The organism is Octadecabacter ascidiaceicola, from assembly GCF_900185015.1.
GTDB lineage: Bacteria > Pseudomonadota > Alphaproteobacteria > Rhodobacterales > Rhodobacteraceae > Octadecabacter > Octadecabacter ascidiaceicola.
Map to the genome: position 1 here is coordinate 54,725 of NZ_FXYD01000003.1, position 18,454 is coordinate 73,178.

Sequence of the window (18,454 nt, forward strand, 5' to 3'; positions counted from 1 at the left end):
AAACCGAAGAGAGTCAGGCCCCTGACCAGAGCAATTCAATCCGCAAACCACCTGGTTCTGCAAACATCATGTGTTGGCGAGGGCCGCTGCCTATTGGTTCGGGCATAAACTCGATTGCGACGCCCTTCGTCTGGGCGAGTGTAGCGGCAAGGGCGTTTAAGGTTTCTTCATCTGCCACCTCAAGCGCGAGATGGTGCAGGCCCAACCCTGTCTTGCGATCAAACGGCGCGGGGGTGTCCGTTTGCACCTGCCACAGCGTGAGGCGCAACGAACCGTCCGTGACCGTGGTGCGTGGATAGCTTTCGTCACGCGCAGTCACGTCCCAGCCCAAGGTGTCCTCAAAGAAGCGCGTTGTCTGGTCCAGATCGCGCACAGTGAGACCGAGGTGATTGAGGCCGATGGTTTTAGACATATCTATTCCCTTTGACGGATGCGGTTTAGGAAAGCGGCCCAGCCACCCGGTGCAAGAAGCGGGGCGATGAATAGGCCAACCAGAAAGCCAGCAACTTCGGCGATCCAAGTCGGGGAGGAGCCGAAGATCATTGAGTAGACGAGGAGGATGCCCAGCAAGATGCCAATCAGCGTGAAGGCCTTGAACTGATTGTCCCCCATGCGCCCGAGCGTGAGCCACATGAGATAGGTGTACGCCCCGATCAGCCCGTAGACGCCGGGATATGCGCCGATGAGTTGGGTGTTTTGCCATGACAGAAGGCCATAGATCGCGGCGCCGAAGATCGAGCACGCGAAGAACAGGATAAGAAATGAAGCGGCGCTGAAGATTTCTCCGACAAATTTACCAAGCGCAAGCAGGAGCACGCAGGCCCAAAGCGCGTGGGAGAAATTGGCGTGCACGAAGGGGTACGTGACAAAACGCTTATAGTAGTCGAACGATCCGCGCCCGCGTTCAAACACTTCGGTCATGATTTCGGGGTAGAATTGGATTTCCCCGAAAACGGCAGATCGCCAGCCGACGCCCTGTGCCCCACCGATCATGCCATTGGCAGCAGCACTCAGCGTAAATTCAACACCAGCGATGATCAAAACCAATATTAGCGGCACAAACGGGACGGCGTTAAACGGGTTTTCTGCGGGCTCGGAGTCGTGCATGGGGCGGTCCATTCGGTTGACGGCGTTAAGGGGCATGGGTAAGCGGTTGTGAAACCGAAATCCAGCTTTGGAACGCATCATGACTGAAACCAATTTCACACCGCGCGTCTTTTCCGGCATCAAACCATCCGGTGGTTTGACGCTTGGCAACTATCTGGGTGCGATCAAGCGTTGGGTCGACATGCAAAGCAGCGACACGGAAAGCATCTATTGCGCGGTGGACCTGCACGCGATCACCGTTTGGCAGGACCCTGAGGCGCTGAAATCCGGCACCCGTGAACTGGCGGCTGGGATGCTGGCGTCTGGCATTGATCCTGAACAGTCCATCCTGTTCAACCAGTCCCAAGTGCCGGAACATGCGCAGTTGGGGTGGATTTTCAATTGCGTGGCCCGTGTGGGCTGGATGAACCGCATGACGCAATTTAAGGACAAGGCCGGTAAGAACGCCGAGAAGGCTTCTCTTGGTTTGTACGCCTACCCGTCCCTAATGGCTGCGGATATTCTGCTGTATCACGCGACGCATGTTCCTGTGGGCGAAGACCAAAAGCAGCACGTTGAACTGACCCGCGACATCGCCAACAAGTTTAACAACGACTTTGGCGTCGACTTCTTTCCAATCACTGAACCAGTGATCGAAGGTCCGGGCATGCGGGTTATGAACCTGCGCGACGGCACCAAGAAAATGTCCAAGTCCGGCGAGAGCGACATGGAGCGCATCAACATGCTTGATGACGCTGACAAGATCGCCAAGAAGTTCAAGAAGGCGAAGTCCGACGCTGAGGCGCTGCCAGAAACCGTTGAAGGGCTTGCTGGGCGACCAGAGGCGAAAAACCTTGTCGATATTTACGCCGGTCTGAATGACATGACGCCGGATGCCGTGATTGCGGAATATGCGGGGGCACAGTGGGGTCGGTTCAAACCTGCGTTGGCGGAACTGGCTGTGGCCAAGCTTGCGCCGATTTCTGACGAAATGAAGCGTCTGATGGATGATCCGGCCGAGATTGACCGCAAACTGGCCCGTGGCGCAGAGAAAGCGCGCGCGATTGCAACGCCTATTTTGGACAAAACCTACGACATCGTTGGTCTACTACGGTCATAATCAAAATGAGGCAGGCTGGATGAGGCGACTTGTTTACCTAAGCCTGCATCTAACACCTTTTGCGGCAACCGCTGTTTGTACTGCATGGTTGCTTGCACATTCCCCGTTTGCTGCGCCGTTAGTTGAGCGAACGTCAAACCAGATCGAAGCGCAGCTGACCCGTGTGATGGCCCGCGAGGTGGATTTGGCGTGGTTGTTGCCGCGCATTCAGGTCGCCATTTTTGAACAGGACTTGATGCAACTTGATCTGCTGTTGGGGCTGGCCAACGACTTCGGCGTGGTCTTGCCGCCTGATTTGGTGGCTGACATCGCCGACTTGGATGCGGCGGCGTCTGGATTTTTAGCGCGCAGTACGGCTTGCGGCGCGTGTGCGGTTGATATCACGTCCTGCGGTACTCTGGCCCAGATCGGAACCTGCGCTTTACCATTTGAACTTACCCCTGCTGGCGACGTGAACGCGTTAAGGCGAGCAGGAGTTACATATATAGAAGGCGGCGACGTGGATCGCCTTGATGTCGGGTTGGCGATTGTCGGATTGGGCGCAACGGGTGCGGTACTGGCCACTGGCGGCACCAGTTATTCATTGAAAGCCGGCACATCAGTGTTGCGCATGGCGCGCCGGCTGGGAACGTTGACGCCTGAACTGACAGCGCGGTTGACCCGTTTGATGAGCGATGCCGTGCGCTGGGACAGGTTTGGCGACCTTGCGCGGTTCCGTATTGGCCCGGCTGAAATGGTCGACAGCGCCAAATTGGGTGAACTCAGCGATCTGGGCGGATCATTAAGCCGGGTGGCGGATAATACATCTGTCGCAGAGGCCATTTCGTTGCTGCGTTATGTGGACAACACGCAAGACGCGGCACGCATGGCACGGGTTAGCGATATATTTGGACACAAAACACGCGGTATATTTGAAGTCTTGGGCAAATCACGTGTCTTTCGTGCGATGGTTCGCATAAGCGACTTAGCGCTTGGCGCGGCTCTGGGGCTATATGCCTTGGGATTGAACATATTGGTGTTTATCGCGCAGCAATGCGGCAATGGCGCCCTTCGCGGAACGCGGCGCCTGTTGCGATAACCTCGTAAATATCGATTGCGCGATTGATCGCTCTCCGGCAAAGTCTACATGTTGAATGGAGACAATAATGCGCAAGTTCCTCGTTATTCTTGATGATAGCCGTGAATGCCTGAACGCGATGCGGTTTGCTGCGATGCGTGCTGCCAAAACAGGTGGCGGCGTTGAAGTGCTTTCCATTATTCCACCTGATGAGTTCAACCACTGGATCGGCGTGGCGGACGTTATGCGCGCCGAAGCCCGTGAACGTATCGAGGTCCATTACGAAGTTTACGCCAAATGGATGCGTGACAAGCAGAACGTTGACCCAGAATTGGTGATCCGCGAAGGCGTTCCAGTGACGGAGATCCTTGCGCAAATCGACGAAGACCCTGAAGTTGGTGTTTTGGTCTTGGGCGCGGCGACGGACAAAAAGGGGCCCGGCCCGCTCATTACCGCGATGACAAAACAAGCAGGGTCATTGCCCATCCCGATGACAATTGTTCCCGGTGATATGTCAAAGGAACGGCTTGAAGCGATCAGCTAAGCCCGGACGACGGTCTAAACAGTACCAACCATCAGAAAAACGTTCGGATTTCCGCGCGGCCTTCGGGTTCTAGCTCGCCGACATGACCATGGTTGCGACGAAAAATCCCGATATTTCATCAGCTTCCCATCACAGAACTGAGAAATCCTGAAATAATTTAAAAAAATTTTCGATGCTGTTGTGAGCGTTTGAAACAATGATTTGTGCGCGGATGCACACATCGTTTCGAACCATGGTGCGCCCAGTCATGTGATCCGCTTCCATGCCCGTAGATTCACATTTCAAGACCTAAATATCGTCAAAGGCCGATCAGTTTTTCGTGTTCCCTCAGGGGGTTTCAGAACAGCTGTTGAGGGTCCAATTCAGTCTCATCGAAACGCAGAACAACACTGCATCGACAAAAATTAAACCGCCCCTCGTATGAAGAATACGACCGGCAAAACAAACCGCCCCAGATGGGCGCAAGAAAGGAAATACCATGTTCAAGACAGTATCCCTCGCACTCGCAGCAATCGCAGCTTCCGCAACAATCGCTTCCGCTAGCCCAGATAGCTATTTTTCAAACTTCGCAGCGTCCACAGAGCGGACAACAGAAGTTGAACTGGGCCTCGTCGTTGCAGAAGGTGCTGGCGTCGTTGAGATCTACACATACACAAACGGCCAAGCAGGTAAGTTGCTCGGCTCAGAGAACGTGCACGCTGGCGGCAACCCGTCCGTAGACGTTGAAATTGCACCAGCATACGGTGACGCAATCGCGCTGCTGAAAGTTGGTGGTCAGGTTGTAGACTCAGAAGTTCTGCGCTTCGACACTAACAACTAAAACTGCCCCCCTGTCTCTCCCCGCTGCGGACCGTCCAAACATTGGGCGGTCCGTATGCGTTTATACTTTAGAACCATTCCAAACCTTGACTTCACGCTCTGGCGAGCGCATATCTAAATCCTGACAAAAAAGGTTTGCTGCCCATGTTTATCCAGACTGAATCAACACCGAACCCGGCAACGCTGAAGTTCCTACCAGGCCAGACCGTGCTAGAAGCCGGAACGGCCGATTTTGCGAGCGTCGAGGCCGCTGGGAATAGCCCCTTGGCAACACGCGTTTTCGCGGTTGAGGGTGTCACGGGCGTGTTTTTTGGCGCCGATTTCGTGACTGTCACCAAGGCGGACGGCGTTGAATGGGACCACATCAAACCCGCGATTTTGGGCGCCATCATGGAGCACTACCAGTCTGGTGCGGCGGTAATGACCGGTGCGCAGGCAGATTCTGGACATGCTGAACACACCGGCGAAGACGGTGATATCGTCAACCAGATCAAAGAACTGCTTGATACACGCGTACGCCCAGCCGTTGCACAAGATGGCGGCGACATCACATTCCACGGCTTTGAGCGCGGCGTTGTTTACTTGCAGATGCAAGGCGCCTGTGCGGGTTGCCCGAGTTCGACCATGACATTGAAAATGGGCATCGAAAACCTGTTGCGCCACTACATCCCTGAGGTTCTAGAGGTGCGCCCCGTTGCCGCATAGGATTTTATGAAGATGGGGCCAACCATCTTAGCATTTGATACATCGGCGGCACATTGTGCCGCCGCTTTGCTATCTGACGGAAAGATCGTCAGCTGCGTTGAGGAAATGTCACGCGGTCAAGGCGAACGTCTCATGGTGTTGTTAGAGGAGGTCTTGGCCGAGAACGAGACGACATGGGCTGATCTTGACGCGATTGCTGTTGGGACCGGGCCAGGGAACTTCACCGGGATCCGCATTTCTGTTTCCGCTGCGCGGGGCCTCGCGCTTGGGCTTGGCAAACCTGCGATTGGTGTGAACGGCTTTGAAGCCGTCGCGTTTGAAAAACCGCGCCCGTTCACTGCCTATCTACCCGCGCCAAGGGAACAGCGTTATGCGCTTGAGCTGAGCGACACGGGCACGAACGCTCCCCGTCAGGAAGATGGGGCAGCACCCGCACCAGATGCGAAAGAAATGATCGAAGCGGTCGCAAAAATCGCCGCCGCACGGGTGGCTCAGGAAACTGAGCCGTTCGCGCGGCCTGCGCCGGTTTACGTTCGCGCGCCCGACGCGGCGCCTCCACGTGAAAAACCACCCGTTATTTTGCCATGACGCCTGAAGGCCTAGCACGCACGCACGCCACCGCGTTTGGCGGGAACGGCTGGCCCGAAGAAGACTTTGCACAGTATCTTGATGATCCGAATGTGTTTCTTCACGGCTCTGATGCCAGTTTCGTCGTCCTGCGTCTTGCAGGGCCTGAAGCGGAAATTCTTACCCTCGCGTCAGACCCTGAATGCCAAGGTCGCGGCCTCGCCACGCGAAACTTGGAACGGGCCCTGCGCATCCTTGGTCACCAAGGCGTCCAAGAAATCTTTCTGGACGTGGCAGAGGACAACACCCCTGCCCTCGCGCTGTATGCCCGCTGCGGGTTCACCGAGTTTTCACGCAGACCCAACTACTACGCAAACGGCGCCACCGCGATTTGCATGAAATCCGTGCTTTCCGTAGCGTCGCCTACCGACGAGACCACCTGAAGCCGCCTAAGTGCTAAGAATCGGTTGATCTTTTCCGCGTCGCATTGCCTAATTTGCCCATGATCGAAAAAATCGGCCCATCGCATCGGTGCGCCATAGATCCGGGATCGCTGCTACATGCGGCCCTCCAACAAAAACTTGGGAGAGTTTTATGACCCTTATGACCAAAATCCTTAGCGCAACCACTGCGCTGGCTCTGACAGCTGGTGCTGCTTGGGCTGACGGCCCTGCAATCATTTATGACCTCGGCGGTAAGTTCGATAAGTCATTCAACGAATCTGCTTTCGGTGGCGCACAGCGTTGGGCTGAAGAAACTGGCGAAGAATTCGCTGAATTCGAAATCACATCTGACGCGCAGCGCGAACAGGCGATCCGTCGTTTTGCCGAAGCTGGCAACAACCCGATCGTTATGGCTGGTTTCTCATGGGCGACACCGCTTTCCGAAGCGGCTGGCGACTACCCTGACACCAAGTTCGTTCTGATCGACATGGTTGTTGATGCGCCAAACGTGCGTTCTGTTGTCTTCAACGAGCACGAAGGGTCTTATCTTGTTGGTATGATGGCTGCTGAAGCATCCGAGACTGACATCGTTTCCTTCGTTGGCGGTATGGACATCCCACTGATCCGCAAATTCGCTTGTGGCTACGCCCAAGGTGTAATGGCTGCGAACCCTGACGCGACAGTGATCGCCAACATGACAGGCACAACGCCGTCCGCTTGGAATGACCCCGTAAAAGGTTCCGAACTGACACTCAGCCAGATCTCTCAGGGTTCTGACGTTGTGTTTGCTGCGGCTGGCGGCACCGGTATCGGTGTGCTTCAGACAGCTGCTGACGAAGGCATCCTGTCCATTGGTGTTGATGCGAACCAGAACTACCTTCACCCGGGTCAGGTTCTGACATCCATGCTCAAGCGCGTCGACAATGCTGTCTACGAAAGCTTTGTTGCTGGTGAAGGTGTTGAAGTTGGCTTTAACGTCATGGGCGTTTCCAATGACGGCGTCGGTTACGCACTGGACGAGCACAACGCTGACCTCGTGTCCGCCGAGATGCAGGCAATGGTTGATGAAGCCGCTGCTGCAATGGCCTCAGGTGAGCTGATGGTTCACGACTACATGTCTGACGAAACGTGCCCGGCTCTTGAATTCTAAGAGCGGTTAACAGACGGTAACAGAAGGGCCGCGCTGATCAGATCGGCGCGGCCCTTTGCTTAAACGATTTACGACAGGGGGAGCGACAATGAGCGATGCATTATCCACATTTTTTGACGCATGGAGCGAAACAGACGCGACGAAGCGCGCGGCTATGATTGCAGCATCGACAACCCCCGCGGCCATCTACTCCGACCCGCGAACAGGCGCTCGACTGACAGGGCACAATGATATCTCAGATTATGTTGGCATGTTTGTTGCTAATGCGGCGGGCTGGACAGCGCGTGTGATGACCACTGACACCGTAAACGGCTACGCGCGTTCGGCTGTCGACTTTAGCGGAATGGGGCCGGACGGCAACGAGATGACCCAGCACGGCACCTATTTCTCAGAGGCCGATGAAGACGGGAAGCTAACGATGATCGCTGGTTTTGTTGGGTTGGGGTATAATCCTGATGTCTGAAATCGCTCCAGCTATTGAACTTGTCGGTATTTCCAAGGCTTTCGGGCCGGTCCAAGCCAACAAAGACATTTCCATCCGCGTTATGCCAGGAACGATCCACGGGATCATCGGCGAGAACGGCGCGGGGAAATCCACGCTTATGTCGATCCTTTACGGGTTCTATAAGGCCGATGCGGGGGAGATTTTCATCTCTGGTCAAAAGACCGTCATCCCTGATTCACAGGCCGCGATTGCCGCGGGTATTGGCATGGTGTTCCAGCACTTCAAACTGGTGCAGAACTTTAGCGTTCTTGAGAACGTGGTCCTTGGGGCCGAAGATGGCGCGTTGCTGCGTCCATCTCTTGCCAAGGCGCGTAAGCAATTGAAATCCCTAGCGGAAGAGTACGAACTTAATGTCGACCCAGATGCCATCATTCAAGACATCGGCGTTGGCATGCAGCAGCGTGTTGAGATTTTGAAAGCGCTCTATCGTCAGGCCGATATCCTTATTCTGGACGAACCGACGGGCGTTTTGACCCCTGCTGAGGCCGACCAGTTGTTCCGTATTTTGGGACGCCTGAAAGAAGAAGGCAAAACCATCATCTTGATCACGCACAAACTGCGCGAGATCATGGATATTACGGACACCGTTAGCGTGATGCGCCGTGGTGAAATGACTTCGACCGTCAAAACGTCAGAGACCAACCCAGCCGACTTAGCCGAGCGTATGGTCGGCCGAAAGGTGTTGTTGCGCGTGGATAAAGTTCCCGCGCAGCCAAAAGACGTTATTCTAGAGGTCAAAGACCTCAACATCACCGATGAGAAAGGTGTTCATCGTCTTAAAGGCGTGTCGTTCAACGTGCGTGCGGGTGAAATCCTTGGCATCGCGGGGGTTTCTGGCAACGGACAATCCGAACTGCTGGAAGTTCTAGGGGGCTACGAAAAGGCCACTGGTGAAATTCTATTGAATGGTGAGGCGATTGATCTGACGGGCGCGTTTTCAGACGGCCAGTCGCGTCGTGCACGCGGTATTGCCCATGTCCCTGAAGACCGTCAGCACGAAGGTCTGATTATGGATTTCACCGCGGCGGAAAACACCGCCTTTGGCTATCACCATGACCCGAAATACCAGCGCAACCGTCTGTTGATGGACAACGCGGCAATCATGAAAGACGCGCAGGAAAAGATGGACCGCTTTGATGTGCGCCCACCGAACCCGATGCTGGCCGCCAAGAACTTTTCGGGCGGGAACCAGCAAAAGGTCGTTGTTGCCCGCGAGATTGAGCGTGACCCTGACCTATTGCTTGTTGGGCAACCGACTCGCGGTGTCGACATTGGCGCGATTGAATTTATCCACCAACAGATTGTCGCCCTGCGCGATGCGGGCAAAGCAATTTTGCTCGTGTCAGTGGAGTTAGACGAAATCATGGGGCTGTCTGATCGGATCGCCGTGATGTTTGACGGACAAATTATGGGCGAACGTTTGCCCGCCGAAACAGATGAAAAAGAGCTCGGCCTGATGATGGCCGGTGTGACAGACGGGGAGACCGCGTAATGGATAAGATGCCAAAATGGGCTGACGTTGTATTGGTCCCTGTCGTGTCGTTGCTGTTGGCCGCCATTATTTCCGCCATCGTGTTTCTGGCCATCGGCCAAAACCCGTGGGAGGCGCTTAAGCTGATGGCATATGGCGCCGTGGGAACGTCTGATTTCCTTGGATACACCTTGTTTTATGCCACGAACTTTATCTTTACCGGCCTTGCCGTAGCGGTCGCGTTCCATGCGTCATTGTTCAACATCGGTGGCGAAGGGCAGGTTCTATTGGGCGGCTTGGGTGCGGCAATTGTCGTGCTGCTCGTGCCGTGGCCCCATTGGACGTTGGCGTTGATTGCTGGTGGTACGGCGGCGGCGCTGTTCGGTGCGCTCTGGGTTGTTATTCCGGCTTATCTGCAAGCACGGCGCGGCAGCCACATCGTTATCACAACGATTATGTTCAATTTCATGGCGTCCGGTTTGCTGGTTTATATGCTCGCAGGTCCGCTCAAGCCAGAGGGCCAACAGCAGGTCGCATCCGGCCTGTTCCCTGAGGCAAGCAAGCTGCCTTCCCTCAACGATATTGCGGAAATGTTCGGCTCGGATATGTTTGGGCGCTCACCTGTGAATATTTCCATTTTCATCGCGATCTTGGCCTGTGTCGCCGTTTGGGCGCTGATCTGGCACACACGGCTTGGCTATCAAATTCGCGCCCTCGGCAAATCCGAGAGCGCCGCCAAATACGCAGGTATTTCCGCCGTCAACATCACCATGATTACGCTGCTGATTTCCGGCGCTTTGGCTGGGATGATGGCGATCAACAACACCATGGGCATTAACTCTCCGCAGTTGGTGGACAACGCGGCAGGTGGCGCTGGCTTTATCGGCATCGCCGTGGCGCTGATGGGGCGCAACCACCCGGTTGGTATTGTGATCGCGGCGCTGCTGTTTGGCGCGCTGTACCAAGGTGGTGCGGAACTCGCGGCAGCGACAGATGTTCAGGTGCAGATCGTGATCGTCATTCAGGCGCTGGTTATTATGTTTACTGGTGCGCTGGACGAAATGGTGCGCAGCCCAATTGAGAAACTGTTCTTGCGGTTTGGCCGTGGCACAGCGGTGGAGGAGTAAGACATGGATTTCTTCACAATCGTTCAACTTGGTGACGCATCCGTTCGCATGGCGATCCCGCTTTTACTGGCTTGTCTTGCGGGATTGTTTTCAGAACGCGCTGGTATTTTCGATATCGGGCTTGAGGGCAAAATGCTCGCCGCGGCGTTCCTCTCAGCGGCAGTGTCATTGGCATCGGGTAACGTCTGGGTCGGGCTTTTGGCTGGCATCGGGATTTCTATCACTTTGTCGATCATTCACGGCCTCGCCTCGATCACGTTCCGTGGCAATCAGCTGATTTCCGGTGTTGCGATTAACTTCTTTGCAGCCGGTCTTACGGTCGTGATTGCGCAAGGTTGGTTCGCCCAAGGCGGACGCACACCGTCCCTGCCCAAAGACGCGCGCTTTAACGGTCTCGACTTCCCCGGTGCGCTGACCCGTGTGCGCGACAAGATGCAGGCAAGCCCTGGGATGCAGTTCTATTCCGAGTTCGTGTCTGGACACTCAATCCTCGTTTACCTTGGTCTGCTGACCGTTCCGCTAAGCTGGTGGATCCTGTATCGCACCCGCTTTGGCCTGCGTCTTCGGGCTGTGGGTGAAGCGCCAGAGGCTGTGGATACCGCTGGTATTTCCGTTGTCCGGCTGCGCTATAGCGCCGTTATTATTGCCGGTATCCTTTGCGGTATCGCTGGGGCGTATCTGTCTACAGCTGTGCAAGCGGGCTTCACCAAAGACATGACCGCCAACCGTGGCTTCATCGCGCTTGCCGCGTTGATCTTTGCGAAATGGCGTCCGTGGTATGCCCTTGGCGCCTGCCTGTTGTTCGGCCTGTTCTTCGCGATTGATAACCGTTTTCAGAACATCCAACTGCAAGTGATCTGGATTATGGTTCTCCTCGTCGGAAGCGCTGCGGTGATGACAGTCTATGCCCTGCGCCGCGAAAAGATTGACGTGCTTGTTCTGGGTGGTCTTTCCGTCGTGTTGGCGGCCATTGCGCTTGTCACATGGTTTGGCACGGCGTCGGGTGAAGGCATCGGCATGATTGCGGCGCTTTGGGAAACGGTGAAAGTGCCAAGTCAGCTGATCCAGTCCCTGCCCTATCTGTTCGTTGTGATTGTGCTCGCGGGCTTTGTCGGCAAAGCCATCCCGCCGCGTGCCGGAGGACAGCCATATGTCAAGGAACGCTGAGGAACTCGCGGATAAGATCCGCGCGATAGCTGGTGATGCTCCTGTCTCAATCGGCCTGATCCTTGGGTCTGGTCTGGGGCATTTGGCGGGCGCTGTTGAAGGCGTGGCCATCCCCTATGATGAACTCGAAGGCTTTCCCCATGCAGGTGTCTCGGGACACAATCCAAACCTCGTGATCGGCGATCTTGAGGGCGTTCGGGTCGCTGTTTTCGGCGGGCGGGCGCACTATTATGAAAGTGGGCGCGGCGATGCGATGCGCCTTCCGCTTGAGGTTCTCAAGGCGCTTGGCGCAGACAAGATGATTGCGACGAATGCTGCGGGATCCATGGTGCCCGACATGGCGACCGGGTCCATCATGTGCCTGTCAGACCACATCAACTTTAGCGGATTGAACCCCCTCATTGGCGAGCAATCCGATGCACGGTTCGTCCCGATGCGCGACTGCTATGATCCGGCGATGCGAGAGGCCCTTACCCGCGCCGCGCTGAACGCCAAGGTCGAGATGCACAGCGGCGTATATGCGTGGTATTCTGGTCCATCGTTTGAAACCGTTGCCGAAATCAACGCGATCAAAACACTGGGCGCAGATGCGGTCGGAATGTCGACCGTACCCGAAGTGATCTTAGGTCGTTTCCTTGGCTTGCGGTGCGCCGCGATTTCAACAATTACCAACATGGCCGCTGGGATGTCTGACGAATCCATCAGCCATGAACACACCAAAGCAATGGCCCCATTAGGGGCTGCTAAACTCGAAATAGTTCTCCGAGCGGCCTTACCCCACCTCTGAGACCGGCAATTCTCACTGACTGAGACGTCTGGTCTTATTGGCGCAATACAATTGGCCGTTGAATTGTGTACCGTTGCAGGCGTAAGGAAAGCCTATGCAAATTTACCTGCCCATCGCCGAAGTCTCGGTAAACGCCTTTTTGCTGCTCGGTTTGGGTGGTCTTGTTGGAATCTTGTCCGGCATGTTCGGCGTTGGCGGCGGGTTTTTGATGACGCCTTTGCTGTTTTTCATCGGCATTCCACCACCAGTTGCCGTAGCAACCGAAGCTGTGCAAATCGTCGCCTCTTCGTTTTCGGGCGTACTCGCACATTTGAGGCGCAAAAGCGTTGATCTGAAAATGGGAACGGTGCTGCTGATAGGCGGCCTTATCGGGGCCGCGGTCGGCGTCGTGCTGTTCAACTATCTCAAATCACTCGGTCAGGTCGATCTGCTCGTAAAGCTTTGTTATGTTGTCTTCCTTGGCATCATCGGCGGGCTGATGTTTGTTGAAAGCTTGCGCGCAATTCGACGCTCTAAGGTTGTTGGTGCTCCGCCGGTACGGCGCAAACACGGGCTGGTCCATGCACTGCCTTTGAAAGTGAAATTCCGCGTTTCCGGCCTATACATTTCCGTTATTCCGCCGCTGGTCGTTGGTCTTCTGGTGGGTATCCTTGCGGCGATCATGGGTGTTGGCGGCGGTTTCATCATGGTGCCGGCGATGATCTACCTGCTGGGCATGCCGACTAAAGTCGTGATCGGGACATCGCTGTTCCAGATCATCTTTGTGACAGCGTTCACAACCATGCTGCACGCTACAACGAACTACACTGTTGATATCGTGCTTGCAGTTTTGCTTTTAGTTGGCGGCGTTGTAGGCGCGCAAATCGGGACACGCATTGGCGTAAAAATGAAGGCCGAACAGCTGCGTATTCTGTTGGCGATTATGGTGCTTCTGGTGTGCGGCAAGCTCGCGCTGGACCTTCTGCTGGTGCCGTCTGAATTGTACTCCTTGGGCGCGGGAGGTGGTCACTAATGCTCCGTTTTATCGTTGCCCTGTTTTTACTGGTTACACCACTTTCCGCAGAGGAAATTGTTCTCGGGTTAAGCCGTGATGAGGTTGCGATCACCGCAACGTTCAACGGGTCCGACGTGATGATCTTCGGTGCGGTCAAACGTGATGCTCCGGTTCCAGACGGCGGCCCGCTTGAAGTTATCATCACGCTTTCCGGCCCACTGGAACCAGTTTTGGTGCGCCGCAAAGAGCGTGTGCTTGGCATCTGGGCGAACACCGATGCCGTTGAAGTTGACGAAGCCCCCTCCTTTTATGCCGTTGCAACATCTGGGCCAATGCGCGACGTGCTGACGTCGGTCGAGGACCTACGCTACGGTATCTCAATCCCTCGCGTGATCCGCTCTGTTGGCGCACCGAGTGAAGTCGAGAATGCTGAGACGTTCACAGATGCCCTGATCCGTATCCGCGCCGCTTCAGGCCTGTATCAGGTCTTGGACAGCCAGGTAGACATGGAAGAAGAAACACTTTTCCGCGGCCAGATCACGCTTCCCGCCGCCTTGACCGAAGGAAACTATTCCGCGCGTATTTACCTTACCCGTGACGGGATGGTTGTTGATGAATACGAGACCGATATCGCTGTGTTCAAGGCAGGTTTGGAACGCTGGCTTTTTGAAATGTCACGCAATCAACCGTTCTGGTACGGTATCATGTCCTTGGCAATTGCGATTTCTGCAGGTTGGCTGGCGTCCGCCGTGTTCCGGATATTCCAACGGTAGCCAGAGTTTCATTGAAACTCTGTTCACAAATTCTATTAGAATTTGTTTATCCGCGACCGATATGGGGCATAGTGCTCGCCATGATCATCATGCTTTGAACATTGGCCTCGGCGGGCAGGCTCGCCATGTGGAATACGGCGCGTGCGACGTCTTGCACGGCCATTGTCGGCAGCGGTTCTAACCCTTGTTCAGCGCGGGTAACCTCTAAGTTCTTCACGAGATCAGTCCGTGCATTGCCGATATCGATTTGCCCGCACGCGATGCCATAGACACGCCCATCAAGTGAGATCGTTTTCGTCAGACCGGAAACGCCATGTTTTGTCGTTGTGTAACAGGTCGACCCGTCACGCGGCGTATGGGCGGAAATAGACCCGTTGTTGATGATCCGCCCACCTTGCGGCGTTTGGTGACGCATCTGCTTAAACGCGGCACGCGCGCACAGAAACATGCCCGTCAAGTTTACATCCACAACCTGTTTCCAATCGTCTAATGCAATCTCGTCGATCGTCGTTTGCGGCCCAAACATGCCTGCATTGTTGAACAACACATCCAAGGTGCCGAAGGCATCAAATGCTGCCTGAACCTGCGCCTCATCGGTGACATCACAGGGCAAGGCGAACGCGTTTTCGTGCGTAATCTCTGCAAGTGCATCAGCACCGCGCGCAATCAGCCCGACACGCCAGCCGTTTTCCAGAAAATGCTCTGCCGTGGTGCGGCCAATGCCACTGCTCGCGCCTGTAATCATGATGCTCTTCATGGCTCAACTCCGTCGTCTTGCATGGTAAGTTCAAGCGGCGCAGGCGCGACGGTCAGATCATCGACGCGCAGCAAACCTGACGGTCGCGCAAGGCGGTTGCGTACAACCCAACACAACCGGTTTTCGGCGCGCGTGATAGCAACATAGGCAAGACGTTTCCACAGTGGCTGGCCCGCTTCAACACGTCCCATGCGGCTCGCGATTTCGATGTCAGGCGCAAAAACCTGAACCGTTTCCCATTGCGAACCCTGCGCCTTGTGGATGGTTACCGCCGCGCCGTGCAAGAACGTGGCACCCATTTTGGCGGCGAATGGAATGAACGGTTCTTCATCGCCTTCAAGTTCAATCTTAACGATGCTCGCCGCACTGACCTGCGGGTCTTCTGCCCCCATGACATGAAGACGTGAAAATCCGGGCTTACGCCCTGGTCCAAGGTAAATGACCTGCGCGCCCTTGATCAGACCGCGCGCCTCAAGGTCTAAACGTTTCTTACGGTGCTTCATCGGCAACTCGATGCCATCACAAATCAGCGGCTCACCTTCCAGAAGTTCATCCGGCGGCGCACCAAACGCGTTACGGAATGCGTGGATAAGTTTGATGCGCGTTGCGTTGCGCCAGACAAGACAGGGAGATCGCGCCATTAAATCGCTTTCCACCCGCTGCGCCAGAACCACGCGATCATCCTTTGCGGCAGCTTCTGCCACGAGCTTTTCAAAGGCGTAGAAATCAACCTGCGGATCGGCCAGCGCATGAGCCAGATCGAGGATCGGGTTGTCTGCGGTTTGGCGGTGCACGCGCGACAGAACCAACTGTTTGGATTCTGGCAAGCGTTCAAAAACCATCTTGCCGCCTTCCGCTTTCACGGGTGGCAATTGCGCAGGATCGCCAAACAACACAAGCGTCGGGAAAATGTCTTGCAGGTCTTCGAACTGCTTCGCGTCGAGCATCGAGCTTTCGTCCACGAAGCCGATGTCGAGCGGATCTTCACGACGCTTCCATCCGGTGATGAAATCCGACCCACGCAGGCCCGCCGCTGCCAGTGCCGCCGGCACAGAGGAATTCAGTTGATAGGACGCAAACGCGCGATCGAGTGCGGTTTCAGTCAGCCCTTCAATCTCAGGCTTCTCGCCCTGCCCCGCCAGCCATTCCGCGATCTTTTCGTATTCGGGGTCATACATCGGCGTGTATAGAATGCGGTGGATTGTCGTGGCCGGAACACCGCGATTACGAAGCACCGACGCGGCCTTGTTGGTGGGCGCAAGAATTGCCAGCGTACGGCGATCACGGCGCTTTTTGCCTTCATAATCACCCGACACAATATCCACGCCCGCTTCGCGCAGCGACTTAAACAGCTCGGCTAACAGCAGCGTTTTACCACTACCGGCCTTACCCAAAACCGCCAGCACAGCACCCTTTGGGTCCTCATGGGGCGGCAGTGTTGAACCACCCAACATATCAACGCCAGCTTCACCCAAAAGGTCAGACACGGAATCCCATGCTTCGGCCTGATCATCTGAGAGAGTGAGGGACGTTTTTACCATAGCCGGACACTAGCTGGACTACGCTAGAGGGACCAGACATTAGGGCGTTCTCACACACCAATAATAGTGGAAAATTATCCGATGTCTTCCAGTGGGGGCACGTGTTGGCTTTTGGCCAAACTCGCGACGGGCCCGACGCCATTCAAATGGGTTTCGATTTCGGTTCTCGCAACTGATGCCGTGACCTCCAGTTGATTGGCCAGCAGCGGCAGCCCATTGCGTTCAGCGAAGTCACGCAAATCTGCGATGACATCGATAATCCATTTTTGCCCCATGAAAGTCCCCTTACGATCAGAGTAAATGATTGGTTAACGCCGAGTATACTGGTTGAAAGATTAACAATTTACTCCCGAGGATCAGGTCCCTGAAAAGTTTCGATCCGCCCACACAATCGGGGTTTTCAAAGACAACGGGCCGCGCAGCGATGTGCTGGCGGCCCGTTTCATAATTTTCACGATGTGAGCTGTATTTAGCTTCCAGCTTCGATCACATCTTCCAGTGTGCGCAGGCCCGTTTTCGGTGCCTGAACCAGCACGGACATGTTGCCCGGCTTGTGCTCGTTGCGCAGCATTTTGGTGTGTGCGTCTGGAAGTTGATCCCATGGGAAAACTTCGGACATACACGGGTCAAGGCGACGCTCAACCATCAGGTTGTTGGCGGACGACGCTTGCTTGAGGTGCGCAAAGTGGCTGCCCTGAACGCGCTTTTGGTGCATCCAGAGATAACGCACGTCAAACGTACAGTTGAAGCCCGTGGTTCCTGCACAAATCACGACCATGCCGCCCTTTTTGCAGACCAGTGTGGATACCGGGAACGTTGCTTCGCCTGGGTGTTCGAACACCATGTCGACGTTGTTGCCCTTGCCCGTAATCGCCCAGATCGCCGCGCCAAACTTGCGCGCTTCTTTGAACCATGTGGCGTATTCAGGTGTGTTGACCTTTGGCAATTGGCCCCAGCAATCAAAATCCTTACGGTTGATGACGCCCTTGGCCCCAAGGCCCATCACGAAATCACGCTTATCTTCTTCGGAAATTACGCCAATCGCGTTGGCACCTGCCGTGTTGATCAGCTGGATCGCGTAGGAACCCAGACCACCGGACGCGCCCCAAACCAGAACGTTCTGACCTGGTTTCAGGTCATGTGGTTCATGGCCGAACAGCATGCGGTAGGCAGTCGCCAGTGTCAGCGTGTAGCAAGCTGACTCTTCCCATGTGAGGTGCTGTGGGCGTGGCATCAATTGCTGCGCTTGCACATTGGTGAACTGCGCGAAGGAGCCATCAGGTGTTTCATAACCCCAGATACGCTGGGAGGTTGAGAACATCGGGTCGCCGCCGTTACATTCTTCGTCATCACCATCGTCTTGGTTGCAATGGATCACAACTTCATCGCCGACTTTCCAACGCTTGACCTTGTCGCCCACCGCCCAAACGATGCCGGACGCATCAGAACCGGCAATGTGGTAAGGTGCGCCGTGGCCGTCAAACGGGCTGATTGGCTGGCCGAGGCCCGCCCAAACGCCGTTGTAGTTAACGCCTGCGGCCATAACGAGGACGAGAACCTCGTGGCTATCGAGAACAGGTGTATCAACAACTTCGACTTGGAATGCCTTGTCTGGTTCACCGTGACGTTCACGGCGGATTGCCCATGCATACATTTGTGCAGGAACATGGCCCATGGGTGGGATTTCACCCATTTCGTAAAGGTCTTTTTTCTCGGCCTCGTAGGTGAAGGCTGCGTTTTGGTCGAGCGCCATGTCGGTCTCCATCAGATTTATCCGTTATTCATGCCGCGCCGCAGAATCGGGCGCGTTGAAAGCAGAAATAGAGACGTGAAAGTAAGAT

Annotated in this window: 21 protein-coding genes; 15 read left to right on the forward strand and 6 right to left on the reverse strand. The window is 55.4% G+C overall.

What is annotated here, in order from left to right; genetic code table 11:
• Positions 1–13: 13 nt before the first annotated feature.
• Together OCA8868_RS09010 and OCA8868_RS09015 are read right to left on the reverse strand one after the other, a co-directional pair.
• Entirely contained in the window at positions 14–412 is a 399-nt protein-coding gene (locus tag OCA8868_RS09010; RefSeq protein ID WP_093996265.1) for a VOC family protein, read from the reverse strand.
• A gap of 2 nt (positions 413–414) precedes the next feature.
• Complete coding sequence (locus tag OCA8868_RS09015) at positions 415–1,107, reverse strand: rhomboid family intramembrane serine protease (protein WP_245848153.1); 693 nt, start codon at positions 1,105–1,107, stop codon at positions 415–417.
• 79 nt (positions 1,108–1,186) lie between these two features.
• Between OCA8868_RS09015 and trpS the strand changes: the two genes are divergently transcribed.
• The 15 genes from trpS to OCA8868_RS09090 all read left to right on the forward strand — a co-directional run bounded on the left by trpS (position 1,187) and on the right by OCA8868_RS09090 (position 14,315).
• A complete protein-coding gene (trpS, locus tag OCA8868_RS09020; RefSeq protein ID WP_093996266.1) occupies positions 1,187–2,206 on the forward strand; it encodes a tryptophan--tRNA ligase in 1,020 nt (339 codons plus the stop codon).
• A gap of 19 nt (positions 2,207–2,225) precedes the next feature.
• Positions 2,226–3,284, forward strand: a complete 1,059-nt coding sequence (locus OCA8868_RS09025) for a hypothetical protein (RefSeq protein WP_093996267.1) — start codon at positions 2,226–2,228, stop codon at positions 3,282–3,284.
• A gap of 67 nt (positions 3,285–3,351) precedes the next feature.
• A complete protein-coding gene (locus OCA8868_RS09030) occupies positions 3,352–3,807 on the forward strand; it encodes a universal stress protein (protein ID WP_093996268.1) in 456 nt (151 codons plus the stop codon).
• Positions 3,808–4,285: 478 nt separating this feature from the next.
• The gene (locus OCA8868_RS09035; protein WP_093996269.1) at positions 4,286–4,627 is read left to right on the forward strand and encodes a hypothetical protein; all 342 of its coding nucleotides are present in this window, start codon (positions 4,286–4,288) and stop codon (positions 4,625–4,627) included.
• A 143-nt stretch (positions 4,628–4,770) separates the two neighbouring features.
• On the forward strand, positions 4,771–5,331 hold the full coding sequence (locus OCA8868_RS09040) for a NifU family protein (RefSeq protein ID WP_093996270.1): 561 nt from the start codon (positions 4,771–4,773) through the stop codon (positions 5,329–5,331).
• Positions 5,332–5,337: 6 nt separating this feature from the next.
• Positions 5,338–5,919 carry a tRNA (adenosine(37)-N6)-threonylcarbamoyltransferase complex dimerization subunit type 1 TsaB gene (gene tsaB, locus OCA8868_RS09045; RefSeq protein ID WP_093996271.1) on the forward strand — a complete coding sequence of 194 codons (582 nt, stop codon included), beginning with the start codon at positions 5,338–5,340 and terminating at the stop codon, positions 5,917–5,919.
• Positions 5,916–6,341: a GNAT family N-acetyltransferase gene (locus OCA8868_RS09050; protein WP_093996272.1), complete on the forward strand. Its 426-nt coding sequence runs from the start codon at positions 5,916–5,918 to the stop codon at positions 6,339–6,341. The genes tsaB and OCA8868_RS09050 overlap by 4 nt, the downstream gene beginning before the upstream one ends.
• Before the next feature lie 151 nt (positions 6,342–6,492).
• The gene (locus OCA8868_RS09055; protein WP_093996273.1) at positions 6,493–7,491 is read left to right on the forward strand and encodes a BMP family lipoprotein; all 999 of its coding nucleotides are present in this window, start codon (positions 6,493–6,495) and stop codon (positions 7,489–7,491) included.
• A gap of 88 nt (positions 7,492–7,579) precedes the next feature.
• Positions 7,580–7,954 (forward strand): nuclear transport factor 2 family protein, encoded by a 375-nt coding sequence (locus OCA8868_RS09060; RefSeq protein ID WP_093996274.1) that lies wholly within the window; start codon positions 7,580–7,582, stop codon positions 7,952–7,954.
• Complete coding sequence (locus OCA8868_RS09065; protein WP_093996275.1) at positions 7,947–9,488, forward strand: ABC transporter ATP-binding protein; 1,542 nt, start codon at positions 7,947–7,949, stop codon at positions 9,486–9,488. The genes OCA8868_RS09060 and OCA8868_RS09065 overlap by 8 nt, the downstream gene beginning before the upstream one ends.
• Positions 9,488–10,594, forward strand: a complete 1,107-nt coding sequence (locus OCA8868_RS09070) for an ABC transporter permease (protein WP_093996276.1) — start codon at positions 9,488–9,490, stop codon at positions 10,592–10,594. The genes OCA8868_RS09065 and OCA8868_RS09070 overlap by 1 nt, the downstream gene beginning before the upstream one ends.
• A gap of 3 nt (positions 10,595–10,597) precedes the next feature.
• Complete coding sequence (locus tag OCA8868_RS09075; RefSeq protein ID WP_093996277.1) at positions 10,598–11,761, forward strand: ABC transporter permease; 1,164 nt, start codon at positions 10,598–10,600, stop codon at positions 11,759–11,761.
• A complete protein-coding gene (locus tag OCA8868_RS09080; RefSeq protein WP_093996278.1) occupies positions 11,745–12,548 on the forward strand; it encodes a purine-nucleoside phosphorylase in 804 nt (267 codons plus the stop codon). The genes OCA8868_RS09075 and OCA8868_RS09080 overlap by 17 nt, the downstream gene beginning before the upstream one ends.
• A gap of 94 nt (positions 12,549–12,642) precedes the next feature.
• Positions 12,643–13,560 carry a sulfite exporter TauE/SafE family protein gene (locus OCA8868_RS09085; RefSeq protein WP_093996279.1) on the forward strand — a complete coding sequence of 306 codons (918 nt, stop codon included), beginning with the start codon at positions 12,643–12,645 and terminating at the stop codon, positions 13,558–13,560.
• Complete coding sequence (locus OCA8868_RS09090) at positions 13,560–14,315, forward strand: TIGR02186 family protein (RefSeq protein ID WP_093996280.1); 756 nt, start codon at positions 13,560–13,562, stop codon at positions 14,313–14,315. Before OCA8868_RS09085 ends, OCA8868_RS09090 begins: the two co-directional genes overlap by 1 nt.
• 46 nt (positions 14,316–14,361) lie before the next feature.
• Here the strand turns inward: OCA8868_RS09090 and OCA8868_RS09095 are convergent, their stop codons facing one another.
• The 4 genes from OCA8868_RS09095 to ccrA form a co-directional block, all read right to left on the reverse strand.
• Positions 14,362–15,072: an SDR family oxidoreductase gene (locus OCA8868_RS09095; RefSeq protein WP_093996281.1), complete on the reverse strand. Its 711-nt coding sequence runs from the start codon at positions 15,070–15,072 to the stop codon at positions 14,362–14,364.
• Positions 15,069–16,613 carry an ATP-dependent DNA helicase gene (locus tag OCA8868_RS09100; protein ID WP_093996282.1) on the reverse strand — a complete coding sequence of 515 codons (1,545 nt, stop codon included), beginning with the start codon at positions 16,611–16,613 and terminating at the stop codon, positions 15,069–15,071. Before OCA8868_RS09100 ends, OCA8868_RS09095 begins: the two co-directional genes overlap by 4 nt.
• 74 nt (positions 16,614–16,687) lie before the next feature.
• Positions 16,688–16,888, reverse strand: a complete 201-nt coding sequence (locus OCA8868_RS09105) for a hypothetical protein (protein ID WP_093996283.1) — start codon at positions 16,886–16,888, stop codon at positions 16,688–16,690.
• 194 nt (positions 16,889–17,082) lie between these two features.
• Complete coding sequence (gene ccrA, locus OCA8868_RS09110) at positions 17,083–18,366, reverse strand: crotonyl-CoA carboxylase/reductase (protein ID WP_093996760.1); 1,284 nt, start codon at positions 18,364–18,366, stop codon at positions 17,083–17,085.
• Positions 18,367–18,454 lie beyond the last annotated feature (88 nt).